This is a genomic window from Actinophytocola sp., assembly GCF_045807065.1.
GTDB lineage: Bacteria > Actinomycetota > Actinomycetes > Mycobacteriales > Pseudonocardiaceae > Actinophytocola.
In genome coordinates this window covers 1-16123 of record NZ_JBJMIE010000474.1, presented here as the reverse complement: position 1 = coordinate 16123, position 16123 = coordinate 1, and the positions used below count along the sequence as shown (strand labels likewise).

The following is a 16123-nucleotide window of genomic DNA, read 5'->3' as shown; positions in this document are numbered from 1 at the left end:
TGGGTACTCGGTCGGTCGGCCGGTGGCGGGACGGCCGTGCTCCTGCTCGCCGGGGTCGCGGTCGCCTCGTTCCTGACCGCGGTGCAAACGTTTGCGCAGCAGCTCAACACCGACACGATCAAGCAGGTCTACAGCTGGATGCTCGGCGGGCTCAACACGACCGGCTGGCGCGATGTCCTGGTGACCCTCCCCTACATCGGCGCGGCCGCCGTCGTCCTGTGCCTGTGCGCGCGGCTCCTGGACGTCCTCGCGCTCGGCGACGACGAGGCCGCGTCCCTGGGCGTCAACCCCGCGCGGGTGCGGATGGTCGTGCTGCTGGCGGCGTCCCTCGCGACCGCGGCCGCGGTCGCCGTCAGCGGGCTGATCGGCTTCGTCGGGATCGTGGTGCCGCACGTGGTCCGGTTGCTGGCCGGCGCCAGCTACCGGGTGGTGGTGCCGCTGTCGCTGTTGGGCGGCGCGACGTTCCTGATCATCGCCGACCACATCGCGCGGACGGCGTTCGCGCCGGCCGAGCTGCCGATCGGGGTGATCACGGCGTTCACCGGGGCGCCGTTCTTCCTGCTGGTGCTGCGGATGAACCGGGGGCAGCTGCGGTGACCGCGCTGACGCTCGCCCACGTGAACGCCCGGTACGGCAGCCGGGTGGTGGCCGCGGACGTGTCCGCGGACGTCGAGCGGGGCGGGTGGCTGGCGATCATCGGCCCCAACGGCGCGGGCAAGTCGTCGCTGCTCAAGGCCATCGTCGGGGTCATCTCCCACGACGGGACGATCCTGCTGGACGGTGCGCCGGCCGCGTCGCTGTCCCACCGGGAACGGGCTCGGGCCGTCGCCTACGCGCCGCAGACCCCGCAGCTGCCGGACCGGCTGACGGTGACGGACTACGCCCTGCTCGGCCGGACCCCGCACCTGTCGCCGCTGGCTCGCGAGCGGCGGTCGGACCTGGCCGTGGTGTCGACGGTGCTGGGCCGCCTCGACCTCGGGGCGCTCGCCGACCGCGCCTTGCGGACCCTGTCGGGCGGTGAGCGTCAGCGGGCGGTGCTGGCCAGGGTGCTGGCCCAGCAGTCCAGCCTGCTCCTGCTGGACGAACCCACCACCGGCCTGGACATCGGGCACGCGCAGGCCCTGCTCGACCTGGTCGACCGCCTCCGCCACGAGGAGGGCGCCACGGTGGTCAGCACCCTCCACGACCTGACCCTCTCCGCCCAGTACGCCACCCAGCTCCTGTTGCTGGACAACGGGAAGGTCGTGGCGGCGGGCACCCCGGCCGAGGTCCTCACCCGCGAGACCATCGAACGCCACTACGCCGCGACCGTGGAGATCCTGCACACCACAACCGGCGCCCTGGTGGTAGCCCCCGCCCGCCCCACCCCGCGTGTCCAACCGAACTGACCCGCGTGTCCAACAGTCCGGACCCGTGAGTTCGACAGTCCGGACCCGTGAGTTCGACAAAACCTGCCAGCCCTGGGCGGCACGTTCCGTTGAACTCGCCAGTCGTACCGGTTGGACACGCGGGTCACGCGCGTTGGACACGCGGGTCACGCGCGTTGGACACGCGGGTTATGGGCGTTGGACACGCGGGGGTGGGGGTAGAACGTGTTACAGTCGGGCGTGATTCTTGATCGGTTTCGGGTGGTGGATCAGGTCGCCGTCGTGACCGGGGCGGGGCGCGGGATCGGGGCCGCGAGCGCGGTCGCGCTGGCCGAGGCGGGGGCGGACGTCGTCATCGCCGCGCGGACCGCGAGCGATCTCGACGTGGTCGCCAACCGGGTCGAGGCGGCGGGACGGCGGGCGAAGGTGGTCACCGCCGATCTGTCCGATGTGGACGCGACCGCTGAGCTGGCCCGGATCGCCCACGACACGTTCGGGCGCCTGGACGTCGTGGTCAACAACGTCGGCGGCACCTACCCGCGGCCGTTCCTCGAGACCGACACCGGCTTCCTCGAAGAGGCGTTCCACTTCAACGTCGCCACCGCGCACGCGCTGACCAGGGCCGCGGTCCCGCTCATGACCGAAGGCGCGGTCGTCAACATCTCGTCGAACATGGGCCGGGTGTCCGGGCGCGGCTTCCTCGCCTACGGCACGGCCAAGGCGGCGCTCGCCCACTACACCGAGCTGGCCGCGTACGACCTCGCGCCGCGGATCCGCGTCAACGCGATCGCCGTCGGCTCGGTCGCGACGTCCGCGCTCGACATCGTGCTCACCAACGACGAGTTGCGCGAGCGCATGTCCCGGGCCACTCCCCTGCGCCGGATCGGTGAGGCGGAGGACGTCGCCGCGACCGTGCTGTTCCTCGCCTCCCGGGCCGGCGCCTACATCACGGGTAAGGTCCTGGAGGTTGACGGCGGCCTGCAAGCGCCGAACCTCGACCTGGGACTGCCTGACCTATGAGCGGAGCTTGCGGAGCCGTGAGCGGAGCCCGCGGAGCGAACCATCGAGACCCGCGGCGCCACGGAGCGGGCGAGGGGGCGGCGTGAGAGTCGTGCAATGGAGCACCGGGAACGTCGGCCGGCAGGCGCTGGCCGGGATCGTCGCGCACCCGGACCTGGAACTGGCCGGCGTCTGGGTGTCCACGAAGGACAAGGTGGGCCGCGACGCCGGTGAGCTGGCCGGCATCGGCTTCCTCGGCGTCACGGCGACCGACGACGCCGACGCGCTGCTGGCGAGCAAGCCGGACTGCGTCGTCTACACGGCGATGGCCGACGACCGGCTGTCCGAGGCCCTGGCCGACCTCGCGCGAATGCTGCGGGCCGGCGTGAACGTGGTCGCGAGCGGGCCGGTGTTCCTGCAGTACCCGTACGGCGTGATACCGGACGACCTGCTCGCGCCGATCGAGTCGGCGGCGGCGCAGGGCGGCGCGTCGCTGTTCGTGAACGGCATCGACCCGGGCTTCGCGAACGACTGGCTGCCGCTCGTGCTGACGTCGGTGAGCCAGCGGATCGACCAGGTGCGGTGCCTGGAGATCCTGGACTACGCGACGTACGACAACACGAAGGTCATGTTCGACATCATGGGCTTCGGCCACCCGCTCGACGAGACGCCGCTCCTGCTGCAGCCGGGCGTGCTGTCACTGGCGTGGGGCAGCGTGGTGCGGCAGCTGGCGGCGGGCCTCGATGTGACGCTCGACCGCGTGGAGGAATCCGCGACGCGGTTGCCGGCGCAGCACCGGATCGAGCTGCCGTCGGGCGTGGTCGAGGAGGGCACGGCCGCGGCACTGCGGTTCGAGGTGCGGGGCATCGCGGGTGGACGACCGGTGATCGTGGTGGAACACGTCACGCGGCTGCACCCGGACCTCGGCCCGGACTGGCCGCGCATGCCGGGCCAGGGCGGTTACCGCGTGGAGGTGACCGGCGACCCGAACTACCGCCTGGACCTGCGGATCGAGGGCACCGACGGCGACCACAACACCGGCGGCCTCAAGGCGACGGCCATGCGGTTGGTGAACGCCATCCCGGCCGTGGTGGCGGCGAAGCCGGGGCTGTTGACCGCGTTGGACATGCCATTGATAACAGGGCGTGGCCTGGTGGCGGGGTGAGGACCCGCGCCGGTGGCGTCGACCCGACGAGCTGACGGACGGGGCCCGGCAGCACCTCACCAGGAGGCGCTGGTCGCCGCGGGTTATACGGACAAGTTGGTGGAGGTGATCCACCGCGGCGAGGGAGCGACCGGCTACGTCGCATTCGCCATTAGCCACCTTCGCGACGGGCCTCCGCCACTGAAATCCGCCCGACTGCGCTCGCTGACAATGCCAGTGGGCGGCATACGAACGGACCACTCGCCTCGGAATTACCCGAAGGGAGGCTGGACGGCCGTCGCACCGCCGATCCAGCCAGCTCCGTGCCTCCCGACTCCCGTGGTGAAGCGGCGATACGAACGCCGCTCCCCCGAAAATCACTTGAAGCGAGGCTGGGTGACCGTCTGCCCCCGAAACCAGCCCAGCCGTATGCCCCCGACAACGCCCTCACAGCAGTCCATACCAACGGACCAGTCGCCCGGGAAAACATTCAAAACGAGGCCGCGGCCGTCGGCCCCAAACCAGCCTAGCCGTGTGCGCCGACAATGCCAGTACGCGGCCATACCAACGGACCACTCGACCGCAATCCACTCTGAGCGAGATCGGACAGTCGTCGGCCGCCCGAAACGAGCCCCAACGGCGTATCCCGACAATGCCGGCGCAGCCGGCTATGCCAACGGACCACTCACTTGGAAATCACCCAAAGTGAGGCTGGGCGGCCGTCGGCCCCCCGAAATCCAGCCTAGTGGCTGGCACCGACATTCTCCGGGGGGGCTGTGGGCCTGGCTAGCTTTCCGACTTCGCGGATGCGTCGGCCTTCTTGACCGTGTTCGGATTGTCCGTGGGGGCCTTTTCCGACTCCGTGGTGGGCTTTTCCGGCTCGGCGGCTGGCTCGGTGACTGGCTCTGCGGTTGCGGCCTTGGGCTCCGAGCCCGCGTCCGCCTCGGTGGTGGTGGTCGCTTCCGTGCCGGAAGTGTCCGGCTTGGAGTCGGCGGCCTTTGGCTCTGCCTTCGCCTTTGCCGGCTTGTCGGCCTTTTCCCCGTCGGAGTCCTCGGAATCCTCGGAGCCCTCGGTGTCTTCGGCGGAGTCGGAGTCCGGGTCGTCGGAGTCGGCAGAGGAGTCGGCGTCCTCGTCCTCGGCGTCCGGGTTGGCTTCGGTGTCGGACTCGTCCAGTGGGGGGGCGTCCTTGCCGCGGAGCAGGGCCGGGTCCTCGCGTTCACCGCGCGAGCGGGCCAGTACGAAGTACACGGCCGCGCCGAGGAAGACCAGGATCGACACCCACACGTTGATCCGCACGCCGAACACGTGCGTGGCCTCGTCCGTGCGCATGAGTTCGATCCAGGTGCGGCCGAGGGTGTAGCCCATGACGTACACCGCGAACGCGCGGCCGTGGCCCAGGCGCAGCTTGCGGTCCAGCCACACGACGAGCACGGCGACCAGCACGTTCCAGATCAGCTCGTAGAGGAACGTCGGGTGTACCGGGCTGCTGTCGATCGGGATGTGGTTGATCGCGACGCCGTTGAGGTTGTCCTCGGCGCCCTGTTCGTTCACGCGGCGATAGATCTCCAGGCCCCACGGCAGATCTGTGTGGCCGCCGTACAGTTCCTGGTTGAAGTAGTTGCCGATGCGGCCGATGCCCTGGGCCGCGACGATGCCCGGGGCGATGGTGTCGGCGAACGCGGGCAGCGGCACGCCCTTCACGCGGAAGCCGATCCACGCGCCGACGGCACCCAGGGCGATGGCACCCCAGATGCCCAGGCCGCCGTCCCAGATGCGGAGGGCGTCCATCGGGTTCTTGCCCTCGCCGAAGTACCGGTACCAGTCGGTGGCCACGTGGTACAGCCGACCGCCGACCAGGCCGAACGGCACCGCGAACACCGCGATGTCCACGATCGCGCCGGCCGTGCCGCCGCGGGCGAGCCACCGCCGCTCACCCCACCAGATCGCCACGATGATGCCGGCGATGATGCACAGCGCGTACGCGCGGATCGGGATGGGGCCCAGGTGCCACACGCCACGATCCGGGCTGGGAATGGTGGCCAGGAAGACGCTCGACGCCGCAGTCACGCGGGTCACCGTAACGGGCGACGCCGACACCGGGTGCGGCAGGTCCCCAACTGAATGCATCCGGGCACGATCGGGCGTATCCAAGCGGTCACGGCCTGTGCTTCCATAGCGGGTGCTGAGCGTGACGAGAGGAGCCACTTTTGGGTAACAGGGAGTACTTGCGTAACAGGGAGTACTAGCGGGCGACCAGCGGGCGGCGGACTCCTTCGGCCAGCTCCGCCGCCAGCTTCTGCACCTCGCCGATGCCCTCGGCCGCCCTCGACACGAACGCCGAACCGACGATCACCGCGTCCGCGAAGCCCGCGATCTCGGCGGCCTGCTCCCCGGAACGCACGCCCAACCCCACCCCGACCGGCAGGGACGTGTGCGCACGCACCCTGGCCACCAGCGTGGACGCGCCGGCACCGACGGCGTCCCGGGCACCGGTCACGCCCATGACCGCCGCCGCGTAGAGGAAACCCGAACTGGCCGCGGCTGTCGAGGCGATCCGCTCCTCCGTCGACGACGGCGCGACCAGGAAGATCCGGTCCAGGCCGTTCTCGGCAGAGGCCGACAGCCAGTTCGCGGCCTCGTCCGGGATCAGGTCCGGCGTGATGAGGCCCAGGCCGCCGGCCGCCGCGAGGTCACGGGCGAACCGGGCGACGCCGTAGCGGAACACCGGGTTCCAGTACGTCATGACCACGGCCTTGCCCCCGGCCGCCGCGACCCGCTCCACGACCGTGAACACGTCCCGCAGCCGGAAGCCGGCCGACAGCGCGGTGTTGACGGCCGCCTGGATCGTCGGGCCGTCGATCACTGGATCGGAGTACGGCACACCGACCTCGACCAGGTCACAGCCCGCCTCGATCATGCCGCTCAGCAACTCGGCGGACCCGTCGACGGTCGGGTAACCCGCCGGGAGGTAACCCACAAGAGCACCACGGCCCTCGGCACGGGACTTCTCGAAGACGGAGGCCAAGGTCATGACGTGAACCCGAAGTACGACGCGGCCGTGTCCATGTCCTTGTCCCCCCGTCCGGAAAGGCACACCACGACCAGCCCGTCCGGCCCCAGCTCCCGGCCCAGCTTCAGCGTGCCGGCCAGCGCGTGCGCCGACTCGATGGCCGGGATGATGCCCTCGGTCCGCGACAGCAGCCGGAACGCCTCCATGGCCTCCGCGTCGGTGACCGGGTAGTACTCGGCGCGGCCGGTGTCCTTGAGCCACGCGTGCTCGGGACCCACCCCCGGGTAGTCCAGGCCGGCGGAGATCGAGTACGCCTCGACGATCTGCCCGTCCTCGTCCTGCAGCAGGTAGGACTTGGCGCCGTGCAGCATGCCGGGCGAGCCCTCGGACAGCGTCGCGCCGTGCTCGCCGGAGGAGATGCCGTGGCCGCCCGGCTCGTAGCCGACGAGCCGCACGGACTCGTCGTCGATGAAGCCGTGGAAGATGCCGATCGCGTTCGACCCGCCGCCGACGCACGCCGTCACGGCGTCCGGCAGCCGGCCCGCCTGCTCCAGGACCTGGGCGCGGGCCTCGATGCCGATGACCTTGTGGAAGTTGCGCACCATCATCGGGAACGGGTGGCCGCCGGCCGCCGTGCCCAGCAGGTAGTGCGTGGTGTCGACGTTCGCGACCCAGTCCCGCAGCGCCTCGTTGATGGCGTCCTTGAGCGTCCGCGAGCCCGCGGTGACCGGGATGACCTCGGCGCCGAGCAGCTTCATGCGGGCCACGTTCAGCGCCTGCCGCTGGGTGTCGACCTCGCCCATGTACACGACGCAGTCGAGGCCGAGCAGCGCGCACGCGGTGGCCGTGGCCACGCCGTGCTGGCCGGCGCCGGTCTCGGCGATGACCCGCTTCTTGCCCATCCGCTTGGTGAGCAGCGCCTGGCCCAGCACGTTGTTGATCTTGTGCGAGCCGGTGTGGTTCAGGTCCTCGCGCTTGAGGAAGATCCGCACACCACCCGCGTGCTCGGCGAACCGCGGCGCCTCGGTGAGCAGCGACGGACGGCCCGCGTAGTCACGCAGCAGCCGGTTGAACTCGTCGAGGAAGTCCGGGTCCTGCCTGGCCTTGTCGTAGGTCGTGGCCAGCTCGTCCATGGCCGCGATCAGGGCCTCGGGGAGGAACCGGCCGCCGTACGGGCCGAAATGCCCGGTCGCGTCCGGGTCGTGGTCGTCCTGGTCGTGGGGCTGTTTGTCCTCGGTCACCGGCTGGGCCTCGGGCACGCTGGGTGGGAACCGGCCGTGACCAGCTGGACCAGCGCCGCCTTCGGGTCGGGTGCGGCCACCAGGCTCTCCCCGACGAGCACCGCGTCGGCACCGGCGCCCGCGTGCGTCATCAGGTCGCCCGGCCCGCGGATGCCGGACTCGGCGATCTTCACGGTCTCGAACGGCAGGCCGGGGGCCAGCCGGCCGAACACCTCGCGGTCGACCTCCAGCGTGTGCAGGTCGCGTGCGTTGATGCCGACCACGGAGGCACCCGCCTCGAGCGCCCGGTCGCACTCCTCGGAGTTGTGCACCTCGACCAGCGCGGTCATGCCGAGCGACTCGACCCGGTCGAGCAGCGACACCAGCGCGTTCTGCTCCAGTGCCGCGACGATCAGCAGCACGATGTCCGCGCCGTGCATGCGGGCCTCGTGCACCTGGTACGGCGAGACCACGAAGTCCTTGCGCAGCAACGGGACGTCGACCACCGCGCGGACCGCGTCGAAGTCGGCGAGCGAGCCGCCGAACCGGCGCTCCTCGGTGAGCACACTGATCACCCGTGCGCCCGCGTCGGCGTAGTCCTTGGCCAGCGTCGCCGGGTCGGCGATCGACGCCAGGTCGCCCTTCGACGGGCTGCGCCGCTTGATCTCGGCGATGACACTGATGTCCGAGCCACGTAACGCGGAGACCGCGTCACGCGGTGGCGGCGCCTTGGCCGCCTTCTCCTTCACGACGTCGAACGGCACCGCCGCCTCACGAACCGCGAGGTCGGCACGCACACCTTCGATGATTGAGTCGAGAACACTCACAGGCCACGCTCGCTGGTCGGTCCCGGCTTCGTGGTGGGCGACTCCGATGAATCGCTCGTGCTATCCGTCACCAGCCCTGCCCCTTCCCGCTCATGGGATGCTAACCCCGCGCCGTCTCGGCACTTTCCACGGGTTCGGGTTCACGGTTCGTCCCCGGTCGGATCCTGGCCGTGGGAGAGATCGTCCCACATGTCCTTGTCCGGGTCGCCGGACCGGCGTTCGGCGCCGGCCAGCTGGTACCTGGCGCCCATCGTCGGCAGCGCGGTCGCGTGACGCACGACCAGCAGTCCGGCCGCCAGGCACAGCACGCCACCCAGCAGCGCGAGGCCGCGTCCGGTGAACAGCGCCCACTCCCCCGGGGCGGCGACCGCCTGCCAGCACCCGAACGCGCCGGCGACCGCGATGACCGCGCCGAGCACGCGGCGCGCCCAGCCGCCGACGGCGAACATGCCGAGCAGACCGGCGAGGGCGAGCACCGCCAAGGCACTGAAGCCGGACTCCAGCTGGTGGTCCGACCCCCAGCTGACCTTCGTGGCGCCCCAGAGCGCCGCCGCGGTGCCCAGCAGGAGCACCACGATCATCCACAGTGGACGTTTAGTCATGGGCCGCCGGACGCATGGTCTCCGCGGTGGCGATCGCGGCGAGGACCGCACCCGCCTTGTTGACGCACTCGTCGTCCTCCGCGACCGGGTTCGAGTCGGCCACGATGCCGCCGCCGGCCTGGACGTAGGCGGTGCCGTCGCGCATGAGCGCGGTGCGGATGGCGATGGCCGTGTCGGCGTCGCCGGCGAAGTCGAGGTAGCCGACGACCCCGCCGTACAGGGCGCGGCGCGTCGGCTCCAGCTCCTCGATCAGCTCCATCGCCCTCGGCTTCGGCGCGCCGGAGAGCGTGCCGGCCGGGAAGCAGGCGGCCACCGCGTCGTAGGCGGTCCTACCGTCCGCCAGCTGGCCGGTGACGGTGGACACGATGTGCATGACGTGGCTGTAGCGCTCGACCCGGAAGAAGTCGACGACGTGCACCGACCCGGGCCGGCAGACCCGGCCGAGGTCGTTGCGGCCGAGGTCGACGAGCATGACGTGCTCCGACCGCTCCTTCTCGTCGGCCAGCAGGTCCTTCTCGAGGATCGCGTCCTCGTCGGGGTCCGCGCCCCGCCACCGGGTGCCCGCGATCGGGTGCGTGGTCGCCTGCCCGTCGCGCACCGTGACCAGCGACTCGGGGCTGGAGCCGACGATGTCGAACCCGTCGAGGCGCAGCAGGTACATGTACGGGCTGGGGTTGGTGGCCCGCAGCACGCGGTAGACGTCGAGCGGGTCGGCCTCGGTGGTCACCTCGAACCGCTGGGACACGACGACCTGGAAGGCCTCGCCGGCGTGGATGGCCTCCTTGGCGGCGTTGACGGCCGCCATGTGCTCGTCCTGCGTCCGCCTGCGCGCGTACCGGGGCCTGACCCGCTCGTAGACGGCGACGGTCGACGGGGCGGGCGTCTGCAGCGCCCTGGTCATCTCGTCGAGGCTCGCGACCGCGGCGTCGTAGGCGGCGTCCACCCGTTCGGGGCTGTCGTCCCAGTTCACCGCGTTGGCGATGAGCGTGATGGTGCCCTCGTGGTGGTCGAGCGCCGCGAGGTCGGTCGCGAGCAGCATTACCAGCTCGGGCAGCTCCAGGTCGTTGGTGGCGAGGTCCGGCAGGCGCTCGAGCCGGCGGACCGCGTCGTAGCCGATGTAGCCGACCATGCCGCCGGTCAGCGGCGGGAGGCCGGGGAACGCGTCGGTGTGCAGGCGCTGGATGGTCTCGCGCAGCGCCGCCATGGGGTCGCCGCCCACGGGCAGGCCGACCGGCGGCGTGCCGGTCCAGACGGCCTCGCCGTTCCGCTCGGTCAGTGTCGCCGCCGAGCGCACGCCGACGAACGACCAGCGCGACCAGGACCGCCCGTTCTCGGCCGACTCGAACAGGAACGTGCCCGGGCGGCCGGCGGCGAGCTTGCGGTAGACCCCGACGGGCGTCTCGGCGTCGGCGAGCAGGCGCCGGACGACGGGGATGACGCGCCGGTCCGCGGCGAGCCGGCGAAACTCCGCACGCGTGGGACTGACCGCACCCAGTCCGGCGGCGGGGGCTTCGATGACACTGACCATGGGGCCATTCTGCCGGTCGTGCCGACGCCGGTCCGGCTCGGGCCGAAATTCAGGCCTTGTTGAAAAAACTTGTCGCCCCCCGCATCATGGAGTGGTGACGGAGAAGACGCAAGGGGTACGGCGACGGGGACGCCGTCCCGGTGGGGCGGACACGCGCGAGGCGCTGGTCAACGCCGCTCGTGAGGTGTTCATCGAGCAGGGGTTCGACGGGGCGACCGTGCGGGTGATCGCCACGAGGGCCGGGGTGGACGCCGCCATGGTCAACCACTGGTTCGGCGGCAAGGAGGGGCTGTTCGCCGAGGCCGTGCTCAAGCTGCCGTTCAACCCGCAGGACATCGTCAGGGACCTGCTCGCCGCCGACCCGGAACACGTCGGCGAGGCCATCGTCCGGCTGTTCGTCACCACGTGGGACAACACCGGGGGCGGGGTCTTCACCGCGCTCATGCGCAGCGTCGCCAGCCACGAGGAGGCGGCGGTGATGCTGCGGGACTTCTTCTTCAAGCACATCTTCACGCACGTGATCGGCCGGCTGGCGCCCGACAACCACGACTTCCGCGCCACCCTGGTCGCGACGCAGATCGTCGGGATGGGCATGGTCCGCTACGTCGCGAAGTTCGAACCGTTCGCATCGGCCGAGATCGACACGGTCGCCACCGCCGTGGCCCCGACCCTGCAGCGCTACATCACCGGCAAGATCGACTAGCCGGGGTCAGCGCAGACGGTCCTCGTCGAAGCAGGTCCTCGCGCCCGTGTGGCACGCGGCGCCCTGCTGGTCGACCACCAGGAGGATGGTGTCGCCGTCGCAGTCCAGGCGGACCTCGCGGACCTGTTGGGTGTGGCCGGACGTCTCGCCCTTGACCCACAGCGTGTTCCTGCTGCGGGAGAAGTAGGTGGCCTGCTCGGTCTCCAGGGTGAGCGCGAGTGCCTCGTCGTTCATCCAGGCGACCATCAGCACCTCGCCGGTCCCCCGGGCCTGGGCCACCGCGCAGACGAGGCCGTCGGCGTTGCGCTTCAGCCGCGCCGCGATCGCCGGGTCCAAAGTGGTCATCGGACGACGACCTCCGCCTGCCGCAGGGCGTCCTTGACCTCGCCGATGCGCAGCTGTCCGAAGTGGAAGACGCTTGCGGCCAGCACGGCGTCGGCGCCGGCGGCCACCGCCGGCGGGAAGTGCGCCACGTCGCCCGCACCGCCGGACGCGATCAGCGGTACGTCCACCTCGGCACGCACCTTGCGGATCAGCTCCAGGTCGAAGCCCGCCTTGGTGCCGTCGGCGTCCATGGAGTTCAGGAGGATCTCCCCCACGCCCAGCGCCTGCCCGCGGGCGGCCCACTCGACCGCGTCGATGCCCGTGCCCTCGCGGCCGCCGTGCGTCGTCACCTCGAAGCCGGACGGGGTGCCCGGCGCGCGGCGCGCGTCGACCGAAAGGACCACGCACTGCGCGCCGAAGCGTTGCGAGGCCTCGAAAAGCAGCTCCGGCCGCAGGATGGCGGCGGTGTTGACGGAGACCTTGTCCGCGCCGGCCCGCAGCAGCCTGTCCACATCGGACACCTCGCGCACGCCGCCGCCCACGGTCAGGGGGATGAAGACCTGCTCGGCCGTGCGCCGCACCACGTCGAAGGTGGTCTCCCGGGCGGCGGAGGAGGCCGTCACGTCCAGGAAGGTCAGCTCGTCCGCGCCCTCCGCGTCGTAGGCGCGTGCCAGTTCCACCGGGTCGCCGGCGTCGACCAGGTTCGTGAAGTTGACGCCCTTGACCACCCGGCCGGCGTCGACGTCCAGGCAGGGGATCACTCGGACCGCTACTGACATGCGGTCGAGGATACTGGCGGGGGCGGAAGGAAGGAGCGGCTGTGGCGCGAACCGGGCGACGGCCTGGGCAGACCCAGACCAGGGACGGCATCCTCGCGGCTGCCCGCAACCAGTTCGCGGCCCGCGGCTACGGCGGGGCGACCATCCGCGGCATCGCCGCCGAGGCCGGCGTCAACCCGGCGCTCGTGCACCACTTCTTCGGGTCGAAGGACCAGGTGTTCGTCGCCGCGTTGAACCTGCCGTTCAACCCGGCGGTGCTCGTGGAGACGATCCTGGAGGGACCGCGGGAGCACGTCGGCGAGCGGATCGTGCGGCTGTTCCTCGGCCTGTGGCACGACCCGGCGACCAGGGCGCCGTTCCTGGCGCTGCTGCGGTCGGTGGCCGCCAGTCCCGAGGTGGCCGCGCAGCTGCGGACGTTCATGGAGACCGCGGTGCTCGCGAGGGTGGCCGCCGCACTCGACCTGCCCATGTTGCGCCTGACCGCCGCGGCCTCCCAGATGATGGGCCTCGCGATGGTGCGCTACGTCCTGGCCGCCGAGCCCCTGGCCTCCGCCCCGGACGACGAGGTGGCCGACCTCATGGGCCCGGTCATCCAGTACTACTTCGACGCCTAGCGCCCGTTCGGCGCGTCCCGCCGGTGGGTCGGCCGTGACCGACCCACCGGCGGGAGGCTCAGGCGGGCAGGTCCTCGAACTCGACGACCTGCCGCACCTCGACCTCGATCTCGACGCCCGCGAACAGCTCGACGTACCGCCGCGCGAACTCGACGGCCTCGGCCCGGTCCTCGGCATTGATGAGCGCGAACCCGCCGATGACCTCCTTGGCCTCGGTGAAGGGCCCGTCGGTCACGGTGACGCCCTCGGTCCGCGCCTTGCGCACCAGCGAGCCCTTCTCGGACGGGTGCACGCCCTCCGCGGTGATCAGGATGCCCTTCTGCGCCGAGTCCTGGATGAAAGCACCCATCTTCTCGACGAACTCCGGGCTCGGGTTCCACGCCTCGGGAACGCTCTCGTCGAGCCGGTGCATCATCAGAAACCGCATGTCCACTCCTCGGGTTCGGGGCCGGTCCGGCCCAGCCAACACCACCACGTCGAACGGCCGCGCCCACCATCGACACGCGTCGCGAAAAATTCTGCGCTCCACTTACCAAGATCAACGCCGCAAGTCAGCCCGTCACCAACAGCACGACTAGCGCGTCCTTCGGGGGAGGACGCGGCCGCGGCGCCTGGCCGCCCGCAGGAACAGCACGATCGGCACGGCGCTGACGAGGATGGCGAAGACGCTGGCCTCGGGACCGAACTCGCCGCCGGTGATCAGGGTCGAGCCGGGCATGGTGGAGTGGAGCAGGCTGTGCGACACCGTGCGGCCCCCGGAGGCGGTGGCGCCGAAGATGCCGGTCTCCGCGAAGTTCCAGGCGAAGTGGATGCCGATGGGCACCCACAGGGTCCGCGTGGCGACGTACGCCGCGCCGAGCATGAGGCCGGCCTCCGCCGCGATGGCGACGGCGCCCCAGACGGTCGCCTTGGGGTTGAGCAGGTGCACGCCGCCGAAGACCACGGCGGAGATTCCCAGCGCGGCCTTCGTCCCGATCAGCTGCTCCAGGATGCGCAGCAGTACGCCACGGAACAGCAACTCCTCGGCGACGGCGACCGCGCACATGACGCCGAGCGCGGCCACCGCGTCCCAGACCGAGCCGCCGCCGGTGATCCGGTAACCGCCGAAGACCGCGATCAACGCGATCACCGCGACGAACAGGGCCAGGCCGACCCCGGCGCCGCGGAGCAGGCCGCCCGGCGCGTCGGCCCGGCGCAGCTCGACGACCTCGCGCCGCTCGGTGAACCGCACCGCGCCGGTGTAGAGCAGCAACACCAGTGCCGCGAACACGACGCCGACGACGAGGCACCAGAACGGGGCGCCGGTCGTCGCGGGGACGACGAGGCCGATCAGCAGGTCGGCGCCGAAGAACACGACGAGCAGCACGACGAGGCGCACCGCCGCGGGCCAGCGGGTGTTGGTATCTGTCGGGGTCACGGTCCACTCCATGGCGTCGTCCGGGTGTCGCGGACGACGCTATGGCCGCGACGGGGCCGAGTTCATCGCGCCGAGGTGGACAGTGCGGGTAGCTCGCTCGGGGGACCTCGCTCGGGGGACTAGGAGGCGAGGCCGGTGCGATAGGCCAGGACCACGGCCTGCACCCGGTCCCGGAGGTCGAGCTTGGTGAGGATGCGGGACACGTAGGTCTTGACGGTCTCGTGGCTGATGACCAGTGCCGCCGCGATCTCCGCGTTGGACAGGCCGTCGGCGATGAGCTTGAGGACCTCGCGTTCGCGGGCGGTGAGCGTGTCCAGCGGCTCAGCGGGACCGGTGGGGCGCACCCGGTCCGCGTACCGGCCGATGAGCTGGCGGGTCACGGCGGGCGCGAGCAGCGCCTCCCCGGCGGCGACCGTGCGCACGGCGGCGATCAACTCGGCTGGCGGCGCGTCCTTGAGCAGGAAGCCGCTGGCGCCGGCGCGCAGTGCCTCGTAGACGTACTCGTCGAGGTTGAAGGTGGTCACCATGAGCACCTTCACCGGGTTGTCGACGTCCGGGCCGGCGATCCGGCGGGTGGCCTCGATGCCGTCGAGGACCGGCATGCGGACGTCCATCACGACCACGTCCGGGCGCAGGTGCTCGACGATCGTCACCCCGCTGCGGCCGTCCTCGGCCTCGGCGACGACGGTCATGTCCGGCTGGGCGTCGAAGATCGTCACGTACCCGGTGCGCACCAGCGCCTGGTCCTCGCAGACCACCACGCGGATCATGACACCCCCAGCGGGCTCGTCGCCCGCACTCCGAACGCGCCGGCCGGTGCGCCGTCGCACCGCATCCGCACGCGCATGACGCGAACCGTATCGAACGTCCTGGATTTCCCCGAACCACGGGGATGGGCGATCTTCCGTGCTTACCATCGCGCGCATGTTGCTTCGCCGGATGACCATGGTTCTTGCCGTCGCCCTCACGACCGCGCTGACCAGCGCGGTCGACAGCGGCGCGGAGACTGATCGGCAGTTGTTGTACTACAACCACTCCTACGGCGTGTTCGACCGCGCGACCGCGGACGCCATCGAGCACTCGGACTACCTGCGGGAGTTCGCGAACTTCCAGGTCCGCACCACGACCGGCGCCGGAAGCACGTGGACAGGCCGGTACCTGATGGGCCGCGAGACGTACCTGGAGCTGTTCGGCGTCGGTGACATACCGGGCCAGGACGGCACCCTCGGGTCCGCCGGCCTGGGCCTGGGCACCGACCACGACGGCGACATCGAGGCGGTGACCTCGCGCCTGCCCGCGGAGGGCGTCCCCAACCCGATCCAGTTCGTGCAGACCCGCGACTTCGGCGACGGCGTACCGATCCCCTGGTTCGACGCGGTGTTCACCGACGAGCAGTACGACGCGTTCGGCGCCTGGGGCATGGAGTACCGCCCGGAGTACTTCGCCGACCCGCGCAGCAACACCGAGCCGGCGAGCTACCCGGGCGACGTCAGCCGCGAGCGCTACCTGTCGGACGACTACCGCTCACACCTGATGCGCGACGTGTCCTCCGTCCGCATCGCCGTGACCGAAGGCGACCTCGGGGACAC

General features: G+C 71.0%; 17 protein-coding genes and 1 pseudogene. 7 read left to right on the top strand and 11 right to left on the bottom strand.

Annotated elements, in window-relative coordinates; translation table 11 throughout:
• The 4 genes from ACJ73U_RS27820 to ACJ73U_RS27805 all read left to right on the top strand — a co-directional run.
• On the top strand, positions 1–597 hold a 597-nt coding region (locus tag ACJ73U_RS27820), incomplete at its 5' end, for a FecCD family ABC transporter permease (RefSeq protein ID WP_407780678.1).
• Positions 594–1388, top strand: a complete 795-nt coding sequence (locus ACJ73U_RS27815; protein ID WP_407780677.1) for an ABC transporter ATP-binding protein — start codon at positions 594–596, stop codon at positions 1386–1388. The genes ACJ73U_RS27820 and ACJ73U_RS27815, both read left to right, overlap by 4 nt.
• Positions 1389–1607: 219 nt before the next feature.
• Positions 1608–2387 (top strand): SDR family oxidoreductase, encoded by a 780-nt coding sequence (locus ACJ73U_RS27810; protein WP_407780676.1) that lies wholly within the window; start codon positions 1608–1610, stop codon positions 2385–2387.
• Positions 2388–2469: 82 nt separating this feature from the next.
• Positions 2470–3531: a diacylglycerol kinase gene (locus ACJ73U_RS27805; protein WP_407780675.1), complete on the top strand. Its 1062-nt coding sequence runs from the start codon at positions 2470–2472 to the stop codon at positions 3529–3531.
• 969 nt (positions 3532–4500) lie between these two features.
• Here the strand turns inward: ACJ73U_RS27805 and lgt are convergent.
• The 6 genes and pseudogenes from lgt to ACJ73U_RS27775 all read right to left on the bottom strand — a co-directional run.
• Positions 4501–5637 (bottom strand): annotated as a pseudogene (lgt, locus tag ACJ73U_RS27800) (prolipoprotein diacylglyceryl transferase); the annotation flags it as partial.
• Between the two features lie 115 nt (positions 5638–5752).
• Positions 5753–6541, bottom strand: a complete 789-nt coding sequence (gene trpA / locus ACJ73U_RS27795; RefSeq protein WP_407780674.1) for a tryptophan synthase subunit alpha — start codon at positions 6539–6541, stop codon at positions 5753–5755.
• Entirely contained in the window at positions 6538–7779 is a 1242-nt protein-coding gene (trpB, locus tag ACJ73U_RS27790) for a tryptophan synthase subunit beta (RefSeq protein ID WP_407780673.1), read from the bottom strand. The genes trpA and trpB overlap by 4 nt, the downstream gene beginning before the upstream one ends.
• A complete protein-coding gene (gene trpC, locus ACJ73U_RS27785) occupies positions 7758–8567 on the bottom strand; it encodes an indole-3-glycerol phosphate synthase TrpC (RefSeq protein ID WP_407780672.1) in 810 nt (269 codons plus the stop codon). The genes trpB and trpC overlap by 22 nt, the downstream gene beginning before the upstream one ends.
• A gap of 140 nt (positions 8568–8707) precedes the next feature.
• Entirely contained in the window at positions 8708–9169 is a 462-nt protein-coding gene (locus ACJ73U_RS27780; RefSeq protein WP_407780671.1) for a Trp biosynthesis-associated membrane protein, read from the bottom strand.
• Positions 9162–10697 (bottom strand): anthranilate synthase component I, encoded by a 1536-nt coding sequence (locus tag ACJ73U_RS27775; protein WP_407780670.1) that lies wholly within the window; start codon positions 10695–10697, stop codon positions 9162–9164. The genes ACJ73U_RS27780 and ACJ73U_RS27775 overlap by 8 nt, the downstream gene beginning before the upstream one ends.
• 91 nt (positions 10698–10788) lie before the next feature.
• Between ACJ73U_RS27775 and ACJ73U_RS27770 the strand changes: the two genes are divergently transcribed.
• Positions 10789–11400, top strand: a complete 612-nt coding sequence (locus ACJ73U_RS27770; RefSeq protein WP_407780669.1) for a TetR family transcriptional regulator — start codon at positions 10789–10791, stop codon at positions 11398–11400.
• 6 nt (positions 11401–11406) lie between these two features.
• Here ACJ73U_RS27770 and hisI read toward each other — a convergent pair whose 3' ends face one another.
• Together hisI and hisF are read right to left on the bottom strand one after the other, a co-directional pair.
• Complete coding sequence (hisI, locus tag ACJ73U_RS27765) at positions 11407–11745, bottom strand: phosphoribosyl-AMP cyclohydrolase (RefSeq protein WP_407780668.1); 339 nt, start codon at positions 11743–11745, stop codon at positions 11407–11409.
• Positions 11742–12503, bottom strand: a complete 762-nt coding sequence (hisF, locus tag ACJ73U_RS27760; RefSeq protein WP_407780667.1) for an imidazole glycerol phosphate synthase subunit HisF — start codon at positions 12501–12503, stop codon at positions 11742–11744. Before hisF ends, hisI begins: the two co-directional genes overlap by 4 nt.
• A gap of 41 nt (positions 12504–12544) precedes the next feature.
• On the opposite strand from hisF, the gene ACJ73U_RS27755 reads away from it, so the two are divergent.
• A complete protein-coding gene (locus ACJ73U_RS27755; RefSeq protein WP_407780666.1) occupies positions 12545–13117 on the top strand; it encodes a TetR family transcriptional regulator in 573 nt (190 codons plus the stop codon).
• A gap of 58 nt (positions 13118–13175) precedes the next feature.
• Here ACJ73U_RS27755 and ACJ73U_RS27750 read toward each other — a convergent pair whose 3' ends face one another.
• From ACJ73U_RS27750 to ACJ73U_RS27740, 3 genes are all read right to left on the bottom strand, one after another.
• Positions 13176–13544: a YciI family protein gene (locus ACJ73U_RS27750; protein ID WP_407780665.1), complete on the bottom strand. Its 369-nt coding sequence runs from the start codon at positions 13542–13544 to the stop codon at positions 13176–13178.
• Between the two features lie 147 nt (positions 13545–13691).
• The gene (locus ACJ73U_RS27745) at positions 13692–14534 is read right to left on the bottom strand and encodes a lysostaphin resistance A-like protein (protein ID WP_407780664.1); all 843 of its coding nucleotides are present in this window, start codon (positions 14532–14534) and stop codon (positions 13692–13694) included.
• Between the two features lie 119 nt (positions 14535–14653).
• Entirely contained in the window at positions 14654–15304 is a 651-nt protein-coding gene (locus ACJ73U_RS27740) for a response regulator (protein ID WP_407780663.1), read from the bottom strand.
• Positions 15305–15458: 154 nt separating this feature from the next.
• Here ACJ73U_RS27740 and ACJ73U_RS27735 point away from each other — a divergent pair.
• Positions 15459–16123: DUF5829 family protein (locus ACJ73U_RS27735; protein WP_407780662.1), on the top strand; the 665-nt coding region annotated here is incomplete at its 3' end.